We start from the raw sequence: 20,544 nt of genomic DNA, 5'->3' as shown, positions 1-20,544 counted from the left end.
TGGTCAGAATCGAAGCGCCTTATTGAAAGCTGCTACTTATCTGCCAGAATATTACTTCTGATTGGAATTAGCATAGAACTTGCGCTCCGCTGCTGGGTTTCACTGGGCCAATTCCCTCCACCACTCTTGATAAGAAAACGTAATACTATTATTCCTATAAGTTTACTGTGAATTAAAGATACACTGAAACGAAGGAGATGTCAAGAAGAGAAAACTGAAATGCCAAAATTATTTTTATAAAAAATAGACTAGGTTTAAAACCTAGTCTACACCTTTTATTTTGCGGCTTGCACTTCTTGATATTCAGGCTTCTTAGAAAACTCCGATTTGGCAAATGGGCAAAGCGGGATAATTTTCTTCCCTTCAGATTTTGCTTTTTCAACAGCGCGCTTTACTAATTCTTGGGCTATACCCTGACCTCGAGCAGAATCATCTACACCAGTGTGGTCAATAATAAACATATCTTCCCCAGTTGGAACAAAGGTCACCTCGCCTATCTCCACACCTTCATCATTAACTACATAAATTCTATTTTCACCGTTTTTATATTCCATTAGATATCCTCCTATTTTTCTATATATTGAAGCGCCCCACTTGGACAAGTATGAATTACTCGCTTTGCCTCTTCTGTTGTCACGTTATCAGGCACAATCCACGGTTTTCTATCCAAATTAAAAAGTTCTGCATTACCTTTCACACAATTACCCGAATGCACACAAACATTTGTATTAAAATAAACATCCACATCCGTCCCACGATACTTGCGGTAACCTTGTTCTAAAAGCTTTTCTTCATCCATCTGATTACCTCCTTTGTCAAAGTTATTCTGCTTTTAGTATATTCCACTTTTTGCGTAAATGAAAACGTAACGAACATGGTCAAAAAAGTATTTCAATCATTGACTTTCATGCCAGTTATTGAAATAATAAAGATATTTTATAAGTGTATTAAAAATAGAAGAAGGAGTGGAAATAATGGCATTTTATTTTGAAGAACCATCCCGCACATTTAGTGAATTTTTACTTGTTCCAGGATACTCGTCTGCTGATTGTGTCCCAACAAACGTTAGCTTAAAAACACCGATTGTAAAATTTAAAAAAGGTGAAGAATCAGCTATCACAATGAATATTCCGCTAGTTTCCGCAATTATGCAAGCTGTTTCTGACGATAACATGGGAATCGCGCTTGCTACTGAGGGCGGCGTATCATTTATTTTCGGCTCACAATCCATTGAAAGTGAAGCTGCTATGGTTTCACGAGTGAAAAATCATAAAGCCGGCTTTGTTATTAGTGATTCCAACATCAGCCCAGACAAAACTCTTCAAGATATCCTTGACTTAAAAGAAAAAACTGGTCATTCTACAGTTGCAGTTACAGAAGATGGCACAGCGCACGGAAAATTACTAGGAATCGTAACAAGTCGCGACTACCGAGTAACGCGGATGAGCCCAGACGAAAAAGTTGCTGATTTCATGACTCCTTTTGAAAAGTTAGTTACTGCTAATAAATCGACTACTTTAAAAGAAGCTAATAATATTATTTGGGACCATAAATTAAATGCCTTACCACTTGTAGATGAAAATGAACATCTCGTTCATATGGTCTTCCGCAAAGACTATGACTCTAATAAAGAAAACAAATTAGAACTCCTTGATTCCTCCAAACGTTATGTGGTTGGGGCAGGAATTAACACTCGCGACTACGAAGAACGTGTTCCCGCTCTTGTAGAAGCCGGCGCAGATATTTTGTGTATTGATTCATCTGAAGGCTACTCAGAATGGCAAAAACGAACGCTTGACTATATTCGTGCTGAGTACGGCGATACTGTCAAAGTTGGCGCAGGAAACGTTGTTGATCGTGATGGTTTCCGTTATCTTGCAGACGCTGGAGCTGATTTTGTCAAAGTTGGTGTTGGTGGCGGTTCAATCTGTATCACTCGTGAACAAAAAGGTATTGGTCGTGGTCAGGCAACTGCACTAATTGATGTTGCTAAAGCTCGTGATGAATACTTTGAAGAAACTGGTATTTATATTCCGATTTGTTCTGATGGTGGAATTGTTTATGACTACCATATGACTCTAGCTCTAGCAATGGGTGCTGACTTTATTATGCTTGGTCGTTACTTCTCTCGTTTTGATGAAAGCCCAACGAACAAAGTGAATTTAAATGGCACATATATGAAAGAATATTGGGGTGAAGGAGCTAACCGCGCCCGTAACTGGCAACGTTATGACCTTGGTGGCGATAAGAAATTATCTTTTGAAGAAGGTGTAGACTCTTATGTCCCTTATGCTGGTTCCTTGAAAGATAATGTCGCAATCAGCCTTAGCAAAGTCCGTTCAACGATGTGTAATTGTGGTGCTTTAAATATCCCTGAACTACAACAAAAAGCAAAAATAACTCTCGTTTCATCTACTTCTATCGTAGAGGGCGGCGCACATGATGTTGTTGTAAAAGATGCTTCAAATAATTTAATTAAATAAAAATAAAATTGGTTGGTGTGAATTTGGTAAATTGCCATTCTCACACCAACCAATTTTCTATTCAGACGATGGAATATTTTTGTTTGATTTCTTCCATTGGTAGCGGCCGACTAAAATAAAAGCCTTGAAAGTAGTCCACTTTCATTTCTCGTAATTTTTTCACTTGTTCAATGTCTTCTACGCCTTCCGTGACCACTTTCCCACCTAAATCATGGCATAAGTTAACAATTGCTTGAATAATTATTTGTTGTCGACGATCTGTTTTTAAAAGCGCAATAAACGACATATCTGTTTTGACAATATCAATTGGCAAACTGCGCAAATAGGCAAGCGAACTATAACCTTTTCCAAAATCATCCATGCTCACCTTGACACCAAGATTTTTGATTTTTCTTAAGTTTTTGTCTGCAACAGCAAGTTCCGTAATCTCGCCTCGCTCAATAATTTCTATTTCTAAGCATTCCGGATACTTTAAATGTTCTTTCACATAATCATACAAAGAAGCCATATAATTACTGCTTACTACATAATGTGCTGGAATATTAATCGAAATAGAAAAACGCCCACCCAACTGATTAAGCTGTTCTATCGCCGTTTCAGCAACAAAATCTTGCATTTCCCGAGTTGCATTTAAAAGGGCAACATCCTCAAAGAAATCCATTGGGGCCAGAACTGCTGTCGCTGTTTTCAACCTGATTAAGCCTTCAAAACCAATGACTTTATTTGTTTTAGCATCTACTTTTGGTTGATAATATAGTAAATAACTATTTCTCCTAATCGCATCCCAAATTTCCGTGCTCGAGATATCCATCCTATCCCTCCTTTTCTATAGTTTACCCTTTTTTCAAACGAAATAAAAATATAGCCAAATATTATCATTACATTTACACAAAATCCATATTTCCTATTGCTACGGAGATTCCACTTTGCTACAATTATAGCTAGGCACCTTTGAGTTAGCGCTTACAAATTGCCACTGGCGAAAAAAGGGAGAGTGTGAAAGTGAACAAATTTTTTAAGAAAACTACACATGTTTTACTCGTAGCAGGGCTCACAATCGGACTTACTGCACCATTCACCGGGACAACAACACAAGCAGCAGCAGATACGGTTCCCATTCAGATTTTGGGGATAAATGATTTCCATGGAGCGCTTGAAACAGCCTCCAAAGATGCATCCGGCTCACCAATTGGAGGAGCAGATTACTTAGCTACTAACTTGGACAACGCCACTAACTCATTTTTGCAAGCAAATCCTGAGGCTAGTGCGGACAATGCCATTCGAGTTCAAGCTGGTGATATGGTCGGCGCAAGCCCAGCAGTATCTGGTTTACTTCAGGATGAGCCAACCATGAAAGTTCTCCAAAAAATGAATTTCGAAGTCGGCACTTTAGGAAACCATGAATTTGATGAAGGTTTGCCTGAATACAAACGCATTTTGGACGGCGTTTCTACAAGTAAATTCGGACCAATCGTAGAAGCTTATCCACGCGTTAAAAGTGACATGAAAATCGTCGCAGCTAATGTGGTCAACAAAGGTACAAACAAAGTTGCAGAAGGCTTTTCACCTTATTATGTAAAAGAAATTGATGGTGTTAAAGTTGGCTTTATTGGTATCGTTACAACAGAAATTCCTAATTTAGTTCTTGCAAATCATATTAAAGACTACGATTTCCTTGATGAAGCAGAAACTATCGTAAAATACTCTGCTGAACTCAGAGGTCAAGGTGTTAACGCAATCGTTGTTTTATCACACGTTCCAGCCCTTTCCACTGGGAACCCAAACACTGGAACTAAACAAGATGTAGCTGGAGAAGCTGCTAATATGATGACAAAAGCAAATGAACTAGACCCCAATAACTCAGTCGATTTAGTTCTTGCAGGACATAATCACCAATACACAAATGGACTAGTTGGAAAAACTCGGATTGTTCAAAGTTACAACAATGGCAAAGCTTTTTCAGACGTAACTGGCGAACTTGATAAAACAACCGGTGATTTCGTTACTCCACCTGATGCTAAAATTACATACAATACGAGAAACGTCACACCAAATGCAGATATTACGGCCGTAACTGAAGATGCAAAAAGTCGCATTGAAGGAGTTATTAACGAAACTATCGGCCTTGCAAATAAAGATGTCATTTCTCGTGACACAAACTTAGACAATAAAGCAATTGATGATAAAGAATCCGAGCTTGGTAATATGATTACAGATGCGCAACGTTATATGGCAAATAAAGCTGGCGCCGATGTCGACTTTGCTATGACAAATAATGGCGGAATTCGTGCTGACCTTACTACTCGCCTTGCAAATGGTCAAAATGAAATCACATGGGGCGCGGCTCAAGCTGTTCAACCATTTGGTAACATTCTTCAAGTGGTGGAAATGACTGGTGCGGATATTCTTGAAGCATTAAACCAACAATATTTAAGCAACCAAACTTATTTCCTTCAAATTTCTGGATTAAAATACACTTTCACAGATACAGATGACTTAGATCATGCGTACAAAGTGGCAAGCGTTACAACTGAAGATGGCACTCCTTTAAAAGCGGACCAAAAATACAAAGTCGTAATTAATGACTTCCTATTTGGCGGTGGAGACGGATTCTCTGCTTTCAAAAAAGCTAACTTAGTAACTGCAATTGACCCAGATACAGAAACATTCATCAATTACATCAAAGACCAAAAAGCTGCCGGCAAAGTCATTACGGCTCAAAAAGAAGGACGTAAAGTCTACAAATCCAAAGCTGAAATCGACAAAGAAACCGAAGATGCAGCAATCAAAGCAATTAAAGACGCAACAAAAATTAACAAACTAGCTGAAAAAGAAAAAGCATTAACCGGAACTACTTTACCATTTGCTACAGTTGCTGTTCAAAAAGCTGATACTACTGCCAAAATGGCTCGTGCCGCTGATCCAACTGCAACTGCTGATACAAATGGCAAATTTTCCGTAGATGTATCTTCTTTAGACCTTAAAGAAGGCGACCAAATCACAACAACTATTACAGACTCTAACGGATACAGCACTACTTTCCAAACAACAGTTCAAGCAGCCGCAACTACTCCACCAGATAACGGCAATGGCGGAACGGATAATGGTAATGGTGGGACAGATAATGGTAATGGAAATAATGGTGGAACGGATAACGGTAATGGAAATAATGGTGGAACGGATAACGGTAATGGTAATGCAGGCAATGGATCTGGGACAACAGGCGGAACAACGACAACTGAAAAGCCAGCCACTACTACACCAAACACTACTCCTAGTGGAAATACCAATACAACCTTACCAACAACAGGTGATACAGCAGGACTTGCAACAGTATTCGGTCTTATTTTAACAACTACAGCTCTTTATACTTTACGTAAAAAGGGTTGATTAAAAAGGAGCGACCAAATTGGTCGCTCTTTTTATCTCTTTCCAATATTCACTTCTGTTTTTAGAACCCAACTTCCTGGTACACCTTTTTTCGTAGTTAAATTAAGCGTTTTGTCTGTTTCTTTATAAACAAAAACCTTCGTTCCTGCTTCCAAATAACCTTTGATATTGTTGCCAGAAATAGCATCGTCGCTAGTCAAATATTTTCCTGCACGATATTTTGTAACCATAGCTCCAAAAATCTCCTGAACGCCTGCAACAATACCTGAACAATAATCATTTTTATAGGATTGTTTTTCAAGAATAGCCGCGTCTGTACTATCACAAAAACCAGCCTCAAGTAAAATTGCATCCATTGCCGTTTCTCTTAAAACAGCAAAATTAGCTTTCTTTATTCCTCGGTCGTTCATTCCATGTTTAGTAATTTTAGAGATAACATTTTTGTGGATAATTTTTTGTATTTCAACTGTTTTCGCGGGAGTAGACGTATAAATATAGTCTTCATAACCTTTTCCCCCACCAGCATTAAAGTGAATCGAAATAAATAAATCCGCTTTGAAACTATTTGCTTTTTTAGCACGATCACTTAATTCATAAAAAGTATCATTTGTTCGTGTCATACCAACTTCAAAACCAGCTTTCATCAATTCATTTTGAATTTGTTTCGCTACAGTCAGCACCCAATCTTTTTCGACAAGCCCGTTTCCAACTGCGCCAGAATCTTTCCCACCATGACCTGCATCAATCCATATTTTTGTCATGCTTTTCCTCCTCATCTCCTGCTTTTGCATCAAAAATTAAAATTAAATTTTTCAATATTTCCGGGACTTTCATCCCCATTCGAACAAAATTTTCCAAAATAGAAATCAACTCATTCGCCAAATAGAAAAAGATAACTGCATCCCGCGTTGTATTATGCGTTCCGAGAATCAAATCTATTTGATGCGCAATAGCTACTAAAATTAAGATAGCAATTTTTTTCGCGATTCCTTTGAAACCCATTTTGCTGCTAAGTTCCCCTAGATACCCTGATGCAAGTAGCCCAGAGATATAGTCAGCTATAATAAAGCACACCAGCACTTTTACCAATAAATCCACATCCCCAAACAAGTATCCAAACACCGCGCCAAAAACTGTTATTCCAAGTTTTAGAAAAAAGTCCATATAACGCCTCCTTTCAATTTTTTCACCAAAATCCACGTCATTTCCTAACCAAAATCCCCATAATTGAGGCCAGTTCAAGCACAGCTCTTTTTTTAATTCTTTTAAACTGGGCTATTTCATATGGTAAATCCATCATTATTGCAACATCTTGTTTGCGTTCTATATAGCACTCAAGCAAAATTTTCCGATATAATCCATCCATTTGATTTAGTTTTTCAGTGTATTTTTGAACTAACCAGCGAGCTTCTGCGATAACTTCTTTATTGTGTCTAGCAGCAAATGCGACCGACCCAAATTGGCATTCCTCTAAAAATCCATTCATTGTAAGACACGGCTTTTGCGATAATCCTGCAATCACTCGAAAACGCTGAAAATCAGTAAAAAATCGTTTTACTTCATGCACTGTCTTGATATAATTGATATCTTTATTTTCTGGTAAAACTAAAACTTGCATTTGATCACTCCTTAATTATGGGATTCATTAATTACAAAAGCCTCATACTGGCATTCAATAGCCGAAGCTGGCAAAGAGCCAATTTCTTCTTCTGACTTATCTAGATGAAAAGCTAAAACCTCAATCATCTCCCGTTGAACTGACTGCCGCTTTTTTCTATTTAATCCCTTTTTACGTTTCCAATCAGCAAGTGATGACCTTGAAACTCCAATTAATTTGCTAATTTGTACATCTGATTTTGTCTTTTTATATTCTCTGTATTCGCTAGGTGTTAATATAAGTAATTTTTGTTCTGCCGTTAAAAGCCCTTTTTCTCTATCTCCAAGTGCTTCAAAATACTCCAACTCTTCTATTAAACGCTTCCGAATAAATCTATTTTCTTCTTGTTCAAGTTGAAAAATCAGTTGGATTTGCTTTTCTTTTAAAAGTTGTCTATCCATCCATTCCCACTTCCATCTCATAATTTTATAAGGTTACTTTTGTCACCAAAATGGTGCTTATGATGCGAAATGAAACCTCATTTATTTTCTAGCTCTACAATTATTATAGCACCATTTTGGTTACCAGTAAACTTTATAATACAAATTTGTTCAAAAAAGTTCCAATTTGGTGCTAAAAATGCTATACTTTAGCCATAAACATATGGAGGACAATTATTATGGAGTTAAATAAATTTGTAGGAAATAAAATAAAACAATATCGCGAGGAACGAGGTCTAAATCAAGAAGCATTGGCAGAAAAGCTTCATACTACTCGTCAAACAATTAGCCGCTATGAGAATGGCGACCGTAAAGCAAATCAAGATGTTTTATTTGAACTTGCAAAAATATTCAACAAAAGATTAGATGACTTTTTTCCCGAAAGAAATTTACCACCTGTTGACGAACGCTTGGTGACAATTGCCGCTCATATTGATGATGATGTAACAGAGGAAGAAATGCGAGATATTTTAGCTTATATAGAGATGAAGAAAAAACTCCATCGCGGGATGTGATTTGATTGTACGAAAAATTGGTCAATAAATACCAAGACGAGGTAACTATTAGAGAAGAGAAAATGCCTTATAAATTACCTGGCCTTTATTTAAATGGAATGATTTTTATAAGCAAGGATCGATCTTCTATAGAAAAAGGTTGTATTTTAGTTGAAGAACTCATGCATTATAAATACACTGTAGGAAATATTACAAAACAAGAAACTATTTCAGATAAGAAACAAGAACTTTTTGCCCGCCGAAAAGGATATGAAGAATTAATTCCATTAGATGATATAATTACCTGTTTTTATCTCGGTTTAAGGGAATATTTTGAGGTTGCTGAGTTTTTAGAAGTTACCGAAGAGTTTTTACGACATACCGTTTCTCATTATGCTGAAAAATACGGCCCAATGTATGATTGCGGGGATTATCTAATCAATTTTGGCAACTCTATCGATGTGTATAAAAAATTTTAAATGGACACTCTGAAAATCCAGAGTGTCCTTTTTCAATTGATTTCCCCAGTTTGTTCGTAGTAGTTTGCTGCATCTACTGCGTTTGAAATTACGCCTACACTTGATGCTCGGATATAATTTACATTGGCTAATTGCTGTAATTCTTCTTTAGTGGCAACGATGGAAATTCCGATAACCAACTTTTCTCCTTTATCGGATTTAGTTTTTAAAACCTTATAAACGCTTTTACCAGAACCATATACTGTACCATCTTGTGAAATACTTCCATTAGAATAGAAAGTAAAGTTGCTCAACTTCATTTGTTTGATATAATCTTGTTCGTCTTCTATTGGATTTGTCCAGAATTTATTCTCTAAATTAGTATTGGGATTATCATAACCATATAATTGTTCATTAAGGGGTGAAGGCATGTCATCAATAGAAAGATCATAACCATCTAACCAAAAGAACGTTGGTTTTAAATTATTGGGTAACATTTTTTCCACTTCTAGAGAGGAATAAGCTTTATCAAAAGAGATAGCCATCTCTAAATAGGTGTTTTTAGGAAATTCGCTTAATTTTTTCAAATCTTGTTTCATAGAAGAATATTTTTTCAAAGGATGGTAATAATCAGCTAATCTATTTCCAGTTGTTAAATCATTAATACCAACTTTATATTTCTCCCCGTCTTTTTCTTTCTCTTCTAAATTAATTTCTATTGTAGGATAGCCTGAGCCTATACCATCTGAATCTAAACTCATAGTTGCTGTAGTAAACGGAATAAATCTATCTTTTAATAATTTGAAATTCACCTCTGATATCTCCACTTTACGATTATTATCACTTATTTCTGTAGATGTCTGAAGAATGGTATTCGGATATTTATAGAATTCATTGATAGTTGTTACGAAAGCTACATGATTTTCTGCTTGTTTTCTTGCTTTATCCGAAGCTACTTTGTTAGAAATATATAAATAACCAAGTACCCCAGCAAGAATAAGTAATACAATCCCGATAATGATTACTGATGTTTTAGAAATGCTACGACGCTTTACTTTTTTTACTTCTTTGCTCATTTTTTCTATATCAAACAAGTCTTCTAATTCATCATTTGGTTCCTTACTCATTAAAATCCCCCCAGATTTTCTTAAAGGCACTTCTAGCTCTTGATAAATAGGTCTTCACGTTAGATGGAGTTGTATCCAAATACTCTGCAATTTCCTGATAACTCATGCCGATATCATATTTCATCATTAATAATTTTTGATGATTTTCATTTAGATTTTTCATCGTGTTTATGATTTCTGTGCTTTGTTCTTGCTGTATTAATAAATTATCCGTCAATTCTCCGGAATGGATTAGGTGGCTAAAGTCTTCTGTAATGATTTCTCTTTTGTGTTTTCGGTAATACTGATAGAATTCATTCGTTACGATTTTAAAGATAAAGGCTTTTTGTTTTTCAAGAGGGATTTCTTTCTCGTAACGCCAAGCTTTAATAATAGCATCTTGCGCAAGGTCTTTTGCTACTTCGGCCCTAACTCCCTGTCTTATTAAATAAACGTACATCTGCTTTGTAACTTGTATGATTTGTTCATCCGAAAGTAACAATTATCCCCCTCCTTAAATATACAATGCACAAAGCCGCAAAAAGTATACACTATTTTAAAATTTGTATTATGGCGAAAAAGTGTCTAAAATATTACTAAAATGTGTCTATTGTTTGAATTTTGCACATAAATTGGTTAAAATCGGTATCTTTTTAGTTCATTTCGAAGTAAAGTTACATAACAACCAATATTTATTAGTATAGGAGTTGAGATTATGTTTTATGATACTGATTTTTCAGATATTATTTCAAGTGACTTCTCAAGTAAACTCCCTTTTAAAAAAGGAGATATATTTCACTCTTTTGGAGAGCATTCAAGCAAAACGCCTCAAGTTGGTGTCATTTTGTCCGGAACAGCTATTTTAGAAGGACCTACGCTTGAAGGACGCTGGATGATAAATGCTTTGATTTCTGAAAAGACCATATTTGGAATAGAAGGATTACTAGAAACTAATACTACTTCCAAAATCATGGAATATCGAGTGAGAGCTTTGAATAATGGGCAAGTTTTACTTATTGATCGGGAGTTTTTCCTTAATTATTTATATGCAAACCCTCAATTTTTCCACATGGTGCTTGATAACGTTATTGTTAGGTACTTATTTACTGCTAAAAACTATAAATACATTAATCAGCCGCCATTAATAAAAGTAACGCGGATTTTAGTAGAAATCATTGAGATTCTTCGTCTTCAGCAATTGGACGGACCCATTGAGCTTCCAAACTATATAACACAAACTTTCTTAGCAGACTACTGTCGCTCTAGTCGTGCACGAATTACAGAAGCACTTGAAACCATTCGTGCAAGTGGACTACTTCTTTCAAAAAAACCGATTATTATAAGTTCTTATGAAAAATTAGTGGCACAAGTAGAAAGCTTTCATACTGGGAATGGCTTATTAACTAAGTAACCTTGAAAAATGGAAACACCGTGATTTTCTAATATCGCCATGGTTTCTTTTGTTTCAATACCTTCAACAACAAAATCAAGATTGTTTTTTTGAGAAAAATTCGCCCATGCTTTAATAAACAAAAGTAAATCTTCTAAATTAATATCTTTGAAATGAAGCAAAGAGAATTTAATTTCTGTGATATATGGAAGGTAGCTCATTACTCGTTCTAAGCTATTCAGCCCACAACCCACGTCATCCATTGCAATATGATAACCCAGTCCATGGATTACTTTAATTTTATTTAGAATAAAGGCATCTTTGTCATTGGCATTCAAATGTCTTTTATGGGCCGGAACATCAAAAATGTCTTCGGTTATTTCTATAGTTATTCGATGACTTTCACTTCGTAATTTATCAAGTAAATGAACAGTTTCCATATAAAAAAGTTGTTGGGGTGCTATGTTAATCGCAAATCGATCATTGGGATATTTATTTAAGACCTCAAAAAAAGCATGACAAAACCACTCTGTAAATACATAGTATAAGTTTTCATCTGCAAGCACAGCCTCTAGCTCCGACAAAGGAAATCTAGGAACTTCACTATCATCGCGCAAAAGCACTTCATATTCGACAATATTACCTTGAAGAACATCTAACTTTGGTTGAATAAAAAGTTGGAATTTCACGAATCCTATCATCCCTTCCTGTTTCTATTCTCTATTCTAATACATTTTTACTACTAACCGCAAAATTTAGTCCAATAAAAAACAGGCATTCCGAAAAATGCCTGCAAAAATGTTATTTAAATACTTCTTTCATCATTTGAACTATTTCATCTGCTACATCTTCTGCTTGAGGAAAAATGCCGTATTTATCTATAAAAGCGTGACACATCCCTTGGTAGACAATCGCTTTCGTTTTTACACCACTTGTTCGTAACTCTTTTGCAAAAATATCCGCAAAAGCTCTTAGGGCATCAAACTCCGCACTAGCTATCAACGTTGGTGGATAAATACTTTTATCTGCCGCTGATAATGGAGAATAGATTGGTGAAGCGGGATTTTCATCTCTCACATAGACAGTTCGTAATAATTCAACGGAGCTATTCATTCCAATTATTCCTGGTGCAACAAGTGGAATTGTGTCATCAGATGCGCTAAATTTGGAAATATCCCATTGGTATTTTTCATTATCTTCATCTATCAAAGTTAATGCTGGATATAATAATGCTTGGAATCCAACGTAATTGGTCTTCGCCTCTCTATCCATATAACTAACCGCTGCTGCTAAAGTTCCGCCTGCACTATCTCCAGAAACACCTATTTTTGAAGCAACCACACCAAGCTCAGCACTATTTTCCGCTACCCACTCAAGTACTCGGAAACAATCTTTTGGCGCTGCGGGGGCTGGAAATTCTGGCGCCAAGTGATAGTCCACATTAATAACGACAGCAGGTAATTTTTCTGCGATTCCTTTACAAAAGTTCTCTACTACAGTTGGAGTTCCACCAACAAAGCCACCACCATGATAAAAAATCAATGCTGGTACTAATTTCGTCGTCTCTTCCTGACGATAAATCCGAACTGGGATATCGCCGTAATTACCTTGAACTATTTTATGATCGGTCGTTACTCCATTAGATAAATCGATATTATCGCTACCCATAGTTGCTCTCATTTGAAGAGCAGCTGCAGTTGCCACTTCTAAATTTGAAAAATCTGGCATTTTGATTTCTTGTGGCATTTTTTCAATCGTAGCATTTGTTCCTTCCAGTTCTTTTTCACGGTCTTTTAACAAAAATGGATCCAAATCCCCTCGAGATGTATCCGCTGCCATTTTGAAAATAACTTCTGTTCCTTCTTCTTGTTCTATGTTGCTATTTGATTTTAAATAGTTTAAAGCTTGTTTATAATTCATGATTATTTTCCTTCTTTCTAAATTTACTCATTTTATACTTCAACTCGATTTGCGCCAATTTTCTGATGGTGGGAATCCATAATATTTTTTGAAAAGTTTACTAAAATAATAAGCATCATTATATCCAACCATATTGGCCGCCTGCTTCACCGTAATGTTTTTATTTTTGAGTAACTCTTCTGCACGCGAAAGACGAATTTTGATTAAATAATTAATGGGTGACTCTCCGGTTTCTTCTTTGAATACTTTAGAAATATAAGCAGGACTAATGTACATTGTTTGTGAAAGAGTGGAAAGCGATACATCTTCTGTATGATGTTTCTCCATATAATGAATAATTTCGTTCACAAGCAACTGTTTTTGTTGTTCATCTGTAGACAATTTGACGCCGTTATTTTCCAATTGTTCAGGAGTCGCCTCTCGCAATACATGGATAATAAGTTGCATGACAAAAGCTTTCAAAATCAAGTCATAGCCAGGTTTTTCTGCATCTTTTTCTTCAATAATCTGTTTGGAAATTGATAAAATGGCAGAATCTTCTTCTTTTTTTCGTAAAAAAGCTTTTTTGAATGGAAAAGTGTTTCGCGAGTATCCTTCAAGCGTAAAGTTACGAAAACCAATATGGAGTTGAGCATTTGTCATGCCCGGTTCGGTAATATCGTAATGTTTTACCCCAGGATTAAAAATAAGCATATCGCCTTTTTCTAATTCAACTCGTTCTCCTTCAATATCATAAATAACTTTACCATCATAAATAATCGAGATTTCTAGAAAGTCATGATGGTGGTTGTCACCGATGCGCACCTCGTTTGTATAGCAATTAGCTACATATAAAATTTGAGGATTGAATGTTGTGGTATTTATTTTTAGCATCTTCTCACCTCCTATTTGTAACGCTTACAATTATCCTTTAATTATATAACATTGTCCATGCTTCCAGCGAATATAAACCATTCTTTTTCGAAATTAGGGGTGTAAACTAAATGAATATATGAAAGTTAAAGGATGTGAAAAAATGGAAAGTATGAAATGGATTTGGCAGTATGTACGAAAATATCGTCTGCTTATGGTTGGTGCATTTATTTTAATTTTTATTGCTTCTGGTATTAGTATTATTTATCCATTATTAGGCGGGAAAGTGATTGACGATGTTGTTTATCAAAATAAATCGAATTTACTTATTCCACTACTCTTAATTATGATTATTTCAACTGTTATTCGGACTATTTGTCGTTATTCTTATCAGATTATGTGCGAACGAATTGGACAAAATTCACTTTTCAAAATTAGAGAGGACCTTTATAAGAAATTGCAGTCCCTTGATTTTGACTTTTTCAATAATACGCGTGTTGGGGATATTATGGCGCGGATGACTGGTGATACAGATGCGATTCGTCATTTTGTTTCATGGGTATCTTATAATATTTTAGAAAATGTGTTTTTGTTTAATTTTGCGATTATTATTATGGCTACAATTGACTGGAAATTAACGCTTGCACTAGTTATTATCACACCGCTCATTGCTATTTTAACAATAAAAATGTCGAGTAAAGCACAGCCAGTTTTTTATGAAATCCGAGAAAGCTTTTCGCGGCTTAACTCAATGGTAGAAGAGAACATTAGTGGGAATCGCGTTGTAAAAGCATTTGCGCGCGAAGATTTTGAAATGGAAAAATTCCACGAGCATAATGAAGACTTCAAAAAACGGAACTTAGATTCTGCTGATGTTTCTAGAGCCTATTTGCCCGTGCTTGATTCGCTCGCTGGAATACTTGTTGTTATCACGCTTATTTTCGGTGGTTATTTAGTGATAAAAGGACAAATGACACTTGGAGATTTAGTTGCTTTTAATGGGTTTCTTTGGATGTTGAATGGCCCAATGCGAATGAGTGGTTGGCTTATTAACGATGTTCAACGTTTTATTGCTTCTTCCTTTAAAATTCAAGATATGATGGCGACTGATGGCAAAATCCCTATCCATGCGGAAAAATCAGTACCAGCGCTTCAAGGTCATGTTGAGTTTAAAAATGTTAGCTTTCATTTTGAAGATGATCCAAATACCGATGTACTCAAAAATATTTCATTGAAAGCTTCTCCGGGTCAGACAATTGCTATTTTAGGCGAAACTGGCGCTGGAAAATCGACCTTAGTCAACTTGATTTGTCGATTTTATGATCCAACTTCTGGGGAGATTTTAATTGATGGGGTCGACGCGAGAAAATGGCATGTGCGAGAACTTAGAAATCATATCGCTACAGTAATGCAAGATATTTTCTTGTTTTCCGATACGATTGAAGGAAATATAGCATTCGGCGCACCGGATGCGACGATGGAAGATGTTAGGAAAATGGCGCGAATTGCTGACGCGGACCACTTCATTGAAACAATGCCCGAAAGTTACGATACTATTGTTGGCGAACGTGGTGTTGGACTTTCTGGTGGTCAAAAGCAGCGCATATCTCTAGCTCGCGCGCTTTTAAAAAATCCATCTATTTTGATTTTGGATGATACTACTTCTGCTGTTGACATGGAAACCGAAGTGAAAATCCAAGGAGAATTAAAGAAGATTACTGAAAATACAACTACTTTTATTATCGCGCACCGTATTTCTTCTGTTAAAGAAGCTGATGAAATTTTAATTTTAAATCAGGGCGAAATTATTGAACGCGGTACACATGCTAGTTTGCTCGCGAAAAAAGGTTATTATTTTGATATTTACAATAAACAACTGGGAACGGAGGCGAATGTGAATGGCTAGAAATAAATTTGATATTGATGAAGACTTGGAAACAGCATTTAGCGCCGCACATTTAAAACGTATTCTTGTTTACGTAAAACCTTATCAAAAATCCATCTATATCACACTGTTTGTTATCTTACTCGCAAATGTGGCAACGATGATTGGCCCGTATTTAACCAAAGTTGTGATTGATGACACGATTCCAAATAAAAACATGACACAACTATTTTGGATTGCGATTATTTTTATTATTTCTGTTGTTGTGACTGGACTTTGTATGCGATACCGCATTAGATCCATTACGTTAATTGGGCAAGATATTTTAAAAGATATGCGTACTGCCATTTTTAGTCATTTGCAGAAACTTCCTTTTTCTTATTTTGATAGTCGACCACATGGGAAAATCTTGATTCGGGTTGTTAATTACATCAATATGCTGAGTGATTTACTTTCTAATGGGCTTATTAATTTGATTTCTGATATTTTAAGTGTGATTGTGACGCTTGGCTTTATGCTCATGATTGACCCAGTTTTAACGCTGTATAGTTTAGCGCTTATTCCTGTTCTTTTTGTGATAGTGATGGTGATTAAAACAGCGCAGCGGAAAGCGTACCAGGTTCTTAGTAATAAACAATCCAATATGAATGCGTATATCCACGAAAGTATTGCAGGAATAAAAGTGACACAAAGTTTTTCACGGGAAAAAGAAAATTTTGAGATTTTCACTGAGGTTAGTAATGAATATCGTCGTTCTTGGATGAAAGCAATAAAAATTCAATTCTTACTTTGGCCTGGTGTGCAAAACATTGCCGTAATGACAACTTGCTTGATTTATTTTGTTGGAATTAAAGGTTACGGAGTGGATGTTTCAACTGGGACACTTATCGCTTTCATTGGTTACGTTGGGAATTTTTGGAATCCTGTAATTAATATTGGTAACTTTTATAATTCCCTTATTACCGCAACTACTTATTTAGAGCGGATTTTCGAAACAATGGATGTCGAGCCAGATATTAAAGACGTTCCGAATGCGAAAAAGATGCCACCAATCGTTGGAGATGTGGACTTTAAAGATGTTTATTTCCGTTATGAGGAAGGCGTTGACATTCTAAAAGGGATTAATTTTCATGTGGATGCGGGTGAGTCGATTGCGCTTGTTGGACCGACTGGCGCTGGAAAAACGACTATAATTAATTTGCTCAGCCGTTTTTACAATATTAATTCTGGAGAAATTTTAGTGGATGGAAAAAATGTCGAAGAAGTCACGCTTAGATCGCTTAGGTCACAAATGGGCGTCATGCTCCAAGATACCTTTATATTCTCCGGAACGATTATCGAAAATATTCGTTACGGAAAGCTAGATGCCACGGAAGAAGAAATTATTGCAGCAGCCAAAGTCGTTCGCGCTCATGATTTCATTTCCGGATTAAAAGATGGTTATTATACCGAAGTCAAAGAGCGGGGTAGCACTCTTTCAGCTGGTCAACGGCAACTGATTTCTTTTGCCCGTGCACTTCTGGCTAATCCAAAAATCTTGATTCTTGATGAGGCGACTTCGAGCATTGATACACAAACTGAAATCTTACTCCAAGAAGGGCTAGAACGGTTGCTTGAAGGACGTACTTCTTTCATTATCGCTCATCGTCTTTCAACAATTAAAAATAGTTCCCGCATCTTTTATATTGATAATGGTCGAATTCAAGAGGCAGGCAGTCACGAGGAACTGATGGCACAACATGGCTATTACTATAATTTATATCAATCACAGTTTGATATGTTGCAAGCTTTATAGAATAAAACATTGGTATATAAATAAAATCTTCCAAACAAAGAAACAGGAATCCCTGTATAGAACCATTCTATGAGATGGTGTATACAAGATTCCTGTTTTTTTAGTTGTTTATAAACGAGTTGAATTTCTCCGTCAACACGAGAACCAAACTTCCTAAAAACTTAATTTTATCTATTATTTGTAGTTGGCTTCAAATAATTATAGAATTAACAATAAATAGAAGATTACTAGACTGGAGAGATGTAGATGTTTAAAAGACCTAATTATCTCAAGCAACTTATTCAATACAAGGATTCCGATTTTATAAAAGTTATTACAGGGGTGCGTCGTTCTGGAAGTCAGTCTTATTAATGCTTTATAAAGAGTACTTATTACAAGAAGGGATACATGAAAATCATATTATATACATGAATTTCGAAAGTTTTGAGTATAGAACAATAACAACAGAAGAAAAATTCCGTCAAAAATTAGACGAATTGCTGCCTAGAGATGATAAAAAGGTTTATTTACTATTTGATGAAATCCAAATGGTCACAGGTTTGCAGCGCATTGTTAACGGTATTCGTGTGAGCTTCAATAGTGACATTATCATCACAGGGTCAAACGCTAATATGCTTTCCGGTGAAATAGCTACGCTTCTAAGTGGTCGTTACATCGAAATCCCCATTTATCCATTTTCATTTTCTGAGTTTTTACATGTAAAAGGTATTGAATCTGATTCTCGAAAAGTAGACAACGCTTACGATGAATACGAAAAATACGGGGGATTTCCGAGTGTTGTTATTGCCGAAGAATCTATCAAAGATACTATCTTATCCGGAATTTTTGATACTATTGTTTTAAATGATGTTCTATTAAGAGCAAGGGTAAAGGATGCTACCGCTTTAAAATTCATTATTCGATTTTCAGCAGATAATGTTGGCCAATTAGTAAATGCTTCGAAAATTGTAAACACGTTAAAAATGTGAGGGCGTTGACACAACTGTCCATACTGTAAATCGTTATTTGGATTTACTAGAGAGCGGTTATTTATTTTACAGAGCGAGACAATATGATATTCGTGGGCGAGAATATCTGAGAACTAACGGAAAATATTTTATAATAGATACAGGTTTAAGACGAAATGCTGTTGGCAGAAAAAATGGAAATTATAGTAATCGCTTAGAGAATATCGTTTATGTAGAATTACTACGTAGAGGCTATACAGTAGATATTGGTAAACTTAATGGTACAGAAATAGATTTTGTTGCTAGAAAGCTAGACGAAACATTATATATCCAAGTAGCTTATGAATTACCAAATAACACACATGAAACAGATAATCTTTTAAATATTAAGGATAATAATAAAAAAATCGTTATTACTAGTAGATATTATGAAACAACTCAAATAGATGGAATTCCTATTATTTATATTGTTGACTGGTTATTATCTGATAAATAATGTAGCGAGTTTTTATTACTTGCTACTTATTTAATAAATTCATCTAATAATTTCTGTAATGCCTCTAATTCTGCACAAATCCATGAATTGTATAACTGATTTCAAGTGCCTCATGCCAGTGTCTAGGCACCGCAATCGCATCTGGCATATTATGAATTATATATTTTACAGGCATCTTTGCATCTATTTCAATAATTTCATATGTAAATTCCATTTGCAGTTCTCCTTTAATTGAACTGCAAGAAAAAATTATACAATGCTCCGTATAAGTTCGCATCATTTTGGAAACGACAAGTAACGATTTTCGGTTGGGCTGCATGGAACGGATTCGCAGATTTAATAGCTTGAACAGCTGAATTGAGTCGCTCGACAACAATCGGTTGCGCACTAATTCCACCACCAATCGCCACAATTTCGGGATCAATCAAGTATTGGATATTTAAAATTTGTGAAGCTAAACCAAAAATATAATCATCGAATATTTGGCTTGCGACCTCATCACCTTGGTTAATAAGTTCAAAAACACGTTCGCCGTCTTTTTTATTAATCAAATTTTTTTCAGTAGCAATTCTCTTAATTAACTCAACCGCAGACCCCGTCCGTCCAAAAAAGTTTCCCCGCAGTTTCTGAGTATCAAAAGTTGTCTCCATATAACTCACCTCTCCAGCCATCAAATGAAAACCAGATTGCAATTTGCCGTCGATAATAATTCCACCACCAACGCCACTTCCTAGGGTTAAAATAGCCGCACTTTGTACATCTTTCGCCACACCTAACCAAAGTTCTGCAAGGGCAGCACTTTTGGCATCATTTTGTATAACAACAGGCACATGACATTCGCGTGCAAGCATTTCAGCAAGATTTTTTTCATGCATAAATAATAACGAACCACCATGATAAATAACGCCTTTTTCAGAATCGACAACTCCTGGACAGCTTACAGCAATACCTTTCACTTTTTGTTGAAAAGGTTTAAATTTTTCTACCATTTGCGCCACTAATTCATCAGCACTTTTAGCTGTTGTAGGGAATTTATCTTTCATTTTTATAGCACCATTATTTTCCATCAAAGCAAATTTAATAAAAGTTCCGCCAATATCGTATACAAAATACATTTGCCTACTCCCTTTCAAGTCTCTTTTATTCATTGTAATACGCAAGTTGTCATTTTGTCCTCTATTTAGCGACTATTTTCCCTTCAAATTATAACCTCAAAAAAACAGAGACCCAT

The 20,544-nt window shown here is 35.8% G+C and carries 22 protein-coding genes, 1 pseudogene and 1 riboswitch; of the genes and pseudogenes, 9 read left to right on the top strand and 14 right to left on the bottom strand.

Going from position 1 to position 20,544, the window contains the following annotated elements:
* Positions 1-33 precede the first annotated feature (33 nt).
* Positions 34-136: riboswitch (SAM riboswitch) on the bottom strand.
* Positions 137-275: 139 nt separating this feature from the next.
* Complete coding sequence (locus LWE_RS00575) at positions 276-554, bottom strand: GNAT family N-acetyltransferase (protein ID WP_011700985.1); 279 nt, start codon at positions 552-554, stop codon at positions 276-278.
* Between the two features lie 11 nt (positions 555-565).
* Positions 566-799 (bottom strand): (4Fe-4S)-binding protein, encoded by a 234-nt coding sequence (locus LWE_RS00570; protein ID WP_011700984.1) that lies wholly within the window; start codon positions 797-799, stop codon positions 566-568.
* A gap of 175 nt (positions 800-974) precedes the next feature.
* On the opposite strand from LWE_RS00570, the gene LWE_RS00565 reads away from it, so the two are divergent.
* Positions 975-2,483 (top strand): IMP dehydrogenase, encoded by a 1,509-nt coding sequence (locus LWE_RS00565; protein WP_011700983.1) that lies wholly within the window; start codon positions 975-977, stop codon positions 2,481-2,483.
* A gap of 61 nt (positions 2,484-2,544) precedes the next feature.
* Here the strand turns inward: LWE_RS00565 and LWE_RS00560 are convergent, their stop codons facing one another.
* A complete protein-coding gene (locus LWE_RS00560) occupies positions 2,545-3,294 on the bottom strand; it encodes an EAL domain-containing protein (protein ID WP_011700982.1) in 750 nt (249 codons plus the stop codon).
* 185 nt (positions 3,295-3,479) lie between these two features.
* On the opposite strand from LWE_RS00560, the gene LWE_RS00555 reads away from it, so the two are divergent.
* Positions 3,480-5,873 carry a bifunctional metallophosphatase/5'-nucleotidase gene (locus LWE_RS00555; RefSeq protein ID WP_077904697.1) on the top strand — a complete coding sequence of 798 codons (2,394 nt, stop codon included), beginning with the start codon at positions 3,480-3,482 and terminating at the stop codon, positions 5,871-5,873.
* Positions 5,874-5,905: 32 nt separating this feature from the next.
* Here the strand turns inward: LWE_RS00555 and LWE_RS00550 are convergent, their stop codons facing one another.
* Genes LWE_RS00550 through LWE_RS00535 form a run of 4 tightly spaced genes read right to left on the bottom strand, consistent with a single transcriptional unit; the run spans position 5,906 to position 7,931 of the window.
* A complete protein-coding gene (locus tag LWE_RS00550) occupies positions 5,906-6,634 on the bottom strand; it encodes an N-acetylmuramoyl-L-alanine amidase (RefSeq protein WP_011700980.1) in 729 nt (242 codons plus the stop codon).
* On the bottom strand, positions 6,615-7,037 hold the full coding sequence (locus LWE_RS00545) for a phage holin family protein (protein ID WP_011700979.1): 423 nt from the start codon (positions 7,035-7,037) through the stop codon (positions 6,615-6,617). Before LWE_RS00545 ends, LWE_RS00550 begins: the two co-directional genes overlap by 20 nt.
* A gap of 37 nt (positions 7,038-7,074) precedes the next feature.
* Positions 7,075-7,491: an ArpU family phage packaging/lysis transcriptional regulator gene (locus tag LWE_RS00540; RefSeq protein WP_011700978.1), complete on the bottom strand. Its 417-nt coding sequence runs from the start codon at positions 7,489-7,491 to the stop codon at positions 7,075-7,077.
* Between the two features lie 11 nt (positions 7,492-7,502).
* Entirely contained in the window at positions 7,503-7,931 is a 429-nt protein-coding gene (locus LWE_RS00535) for a hypothetical protein (RefSeq protein WP_011700977.1), read from the bottom strand.
* A gap of 218 nt (positions 7,932-8,149) precedes the next feature.
* On the opposite strand from LWE_RS00535, the gene LWE_RS00530 reads away from it, so the two are divergent.
* Complete coding sequence (locus tag LWE_RS00530) at positions 8,150-8,485, top strand: helix-turn-helix transcriptional regulator (RefSeq protein WP_003721740.1); 336 nt, start codon at positions 8,150-8,152, stop codon at positions 8,483-8,485.
* 5 nt (positions 8,486-8,490) lie between these two features.
* Positions 8,491-8,943: an ImmA/IrrE family metallo-endopeptidase gene (locus tag LWE_RS00525; protein ID WP_011700976.1), complete on the top strand. Its 453-nt coding sequence runs from the start codon at positions 8,491-8,493 to the stop codon at positions 8,941-8,943.
* Positions 8,944-8,975: 32 nt separating this feature from the next.
* On the opposite strand, the gene LWE_RS00520 is transcribed toward LWE_RS00525, so the two are convergent.
* Together LWE_RS00520 and LWE_RS00515 are read right to left on the bottom strand one after the other, a co-directional pair.
* Positions 8,976-10,049, bottom strand: coding sequence for an anti sigma factor C-terminal domain-containing protein (locus LWE_RS00520; RefSeq protein ID WP_011700975.1), 1,074 nt, complete (start codon positions 10,047-10,049; stop codon positions 8,976-8,978).
* Positions 10,042-10,530 carry an RNA polymerase sigma factor gene (locus LWE_RS00515; protein ID WP_011700974.1) on the bottom strand — a complete coding sequence of 163 codons (489 nt, stop codon included), beginning with the start codon at positions 10,528-10,530 and terminating at the stop codon, positions 10,042-10,044. The genes LWE_RS00520 and LWE_RS00515 overlap by 8 nt, the downstream gene beginning before the upstream one ends.
* A gap of 213 nt (positions 10,531-10,743) precedes the next feature.
* Between LWE_RS00515 and LWE_RS00510 the strand changes: the two genes are divergently transcribed.
* The gene (locus tag LWE_RS00510) at positions 10,744-11,439 is read left to right on the top strand and encodes a Crp/Fnr family transcriptional regulator (RefSeq protein ID WP_011700973.1); all 696 of its coding nucleotides are present in this window, start codon (positions 10,744-10,746) and stop codon (positions 11,437-11,439) included.
* Here the strand turns inward: LWE_RS00510 and LWE_RS00505 are convergent.
* The 3 genes from LWE_RS00505 to LWE_RS00495 all read right to left on the bottom strand — a co-directional run bounded on the left by LWE_RS00505 (position 11,409) and on the right by LWE_RS00495 (position 14,211).
* The gene (locus tag LWE_RS00505) at positions 11,409-12,116 is read right to left on the bottom strand and encodes an EAL domain-containing protein (RefSeq protein ID WP_077904730.1); all 708 of its coding nucleotides are present in this window, start codon (positions 12,114-12,116) and stop codon (positions 11,409-11,411) included. The two genes, LWE_RS00510 and LWE_RS00505, sit on opposite strands and share 31 nt — an antisense overlap.
* Before the next feature lie 103 nt (positions 12,117-12,219).
* On the bottom strand, positions 12,220-13,338 hold the full coding sequence (locus tag LWE_RS00500) for an alpha/beta hydrolase (RefSeq protein WP_011700971.1): 1,119 nt from the start codon (positions 13,336-13,338) through the stop codon (positions 12,220-12,222).
* 39 nt (positions 13,339-13,377) lie between these two features.
* Complete coding sequence (locus tag LWE_RS00495; RefSeq protein ID WP_011700970.1) at positions 13,378-14,211, bottom strand: AraC family transcriptional regulator; 834 nt, start codon at positions 14,209-14,211, stop codon at positions 13,378-13,380.
* A 142-nt stretch (positions 14,212-14,353) separates the two neighbouring features.
* Here LWE_RS00495 and LWE_RS00490 point away from each other — a divergent pair, with 142 nt between their 5' ends.
* The 4 genes and pseudogenes from LWE_RS00490 to LWE_RS14735 form a co-directional block, all read left to right on the top strand.
* On the top strand, positions 14,354-16,096 hold the full coding sequence (locus LWE_RS00490; protein ID WP_011700969.1) for an ABC transporter ATP-binding protein: 1,743 nt from the start codon (positions 14,354-14,356) through the stop codon (positions 16,094-16,096).
* Entirely contained in the window at positions 16,089-17,870 is a 1,782-nt protein-coding gene (locus LWE_RS00485; protein WP_011700968.1) for an ABC transporter ATP-binding protein, read from the top strand. The genes LWE_RS00490 and LWE_RS00485 overlap by 8 nt, the downstream gene beginning before the upstream one ends.
* 350 nt (positions 17,871-18,220) lie before the next feature.
* Entirely contained in the window at positions 18,221-18,838 is a 618-nt protein-coding gene (locus LWE_RS14740; RefSeq protein WP_231845337.1) for an ATP-binding protein, read from the top strand.
* A gap of 13 nt (positions 18,839-18,851) precedes the next feature.
* Positions 18,852-19,313, top strand: a pseudogene (locus LWE_RS14735) (DUF4143 domain-containing protein); the annotation flags it as partial.
* Between the two features lie 64 nt (positions 19,314-19,377).
* Here LWE_RS14735 and LWE_RS14600 read toward each other — a convergent pair.
* Entirely contained in the window at positions 19,378-19,527 is a 150-nt protein-coding gene (locus tag LWE_RS14600) for a hypothetical protein (RefSeq protein WP_011700967.1), read from the bottom strand.
* Between the two features lie 13 nt (positions 19,528-19,540).
* Positions 19,541-20,428 (bottom strand): ROK family protein, encoded by an 888-nt coding sequence (locus tag LWE_RS00475; RefSeq protein ID WP_011700966.1) that lies wholly within the window; start codon positions 20,426-20,428, stop codon positions 19,541-19,543.
* Positions 20,429-20,544 lie beyond the last annotated feature (116 nt).

Origin of the sequence: Listeria welshimeri serovar 6b str. SLCC5334, assembly GCF_000060285.1 — a bacterium.
GTDB classification, from domain to species: domain Bacteria; phylum Bacillota; class Bacilli; order Lactobacillales; family Listeriaceae; genus Listeria; species Listeria welshimeri.
This window is presented reverse-complemented; position numbering and strand designations above follow the sequence as displayed.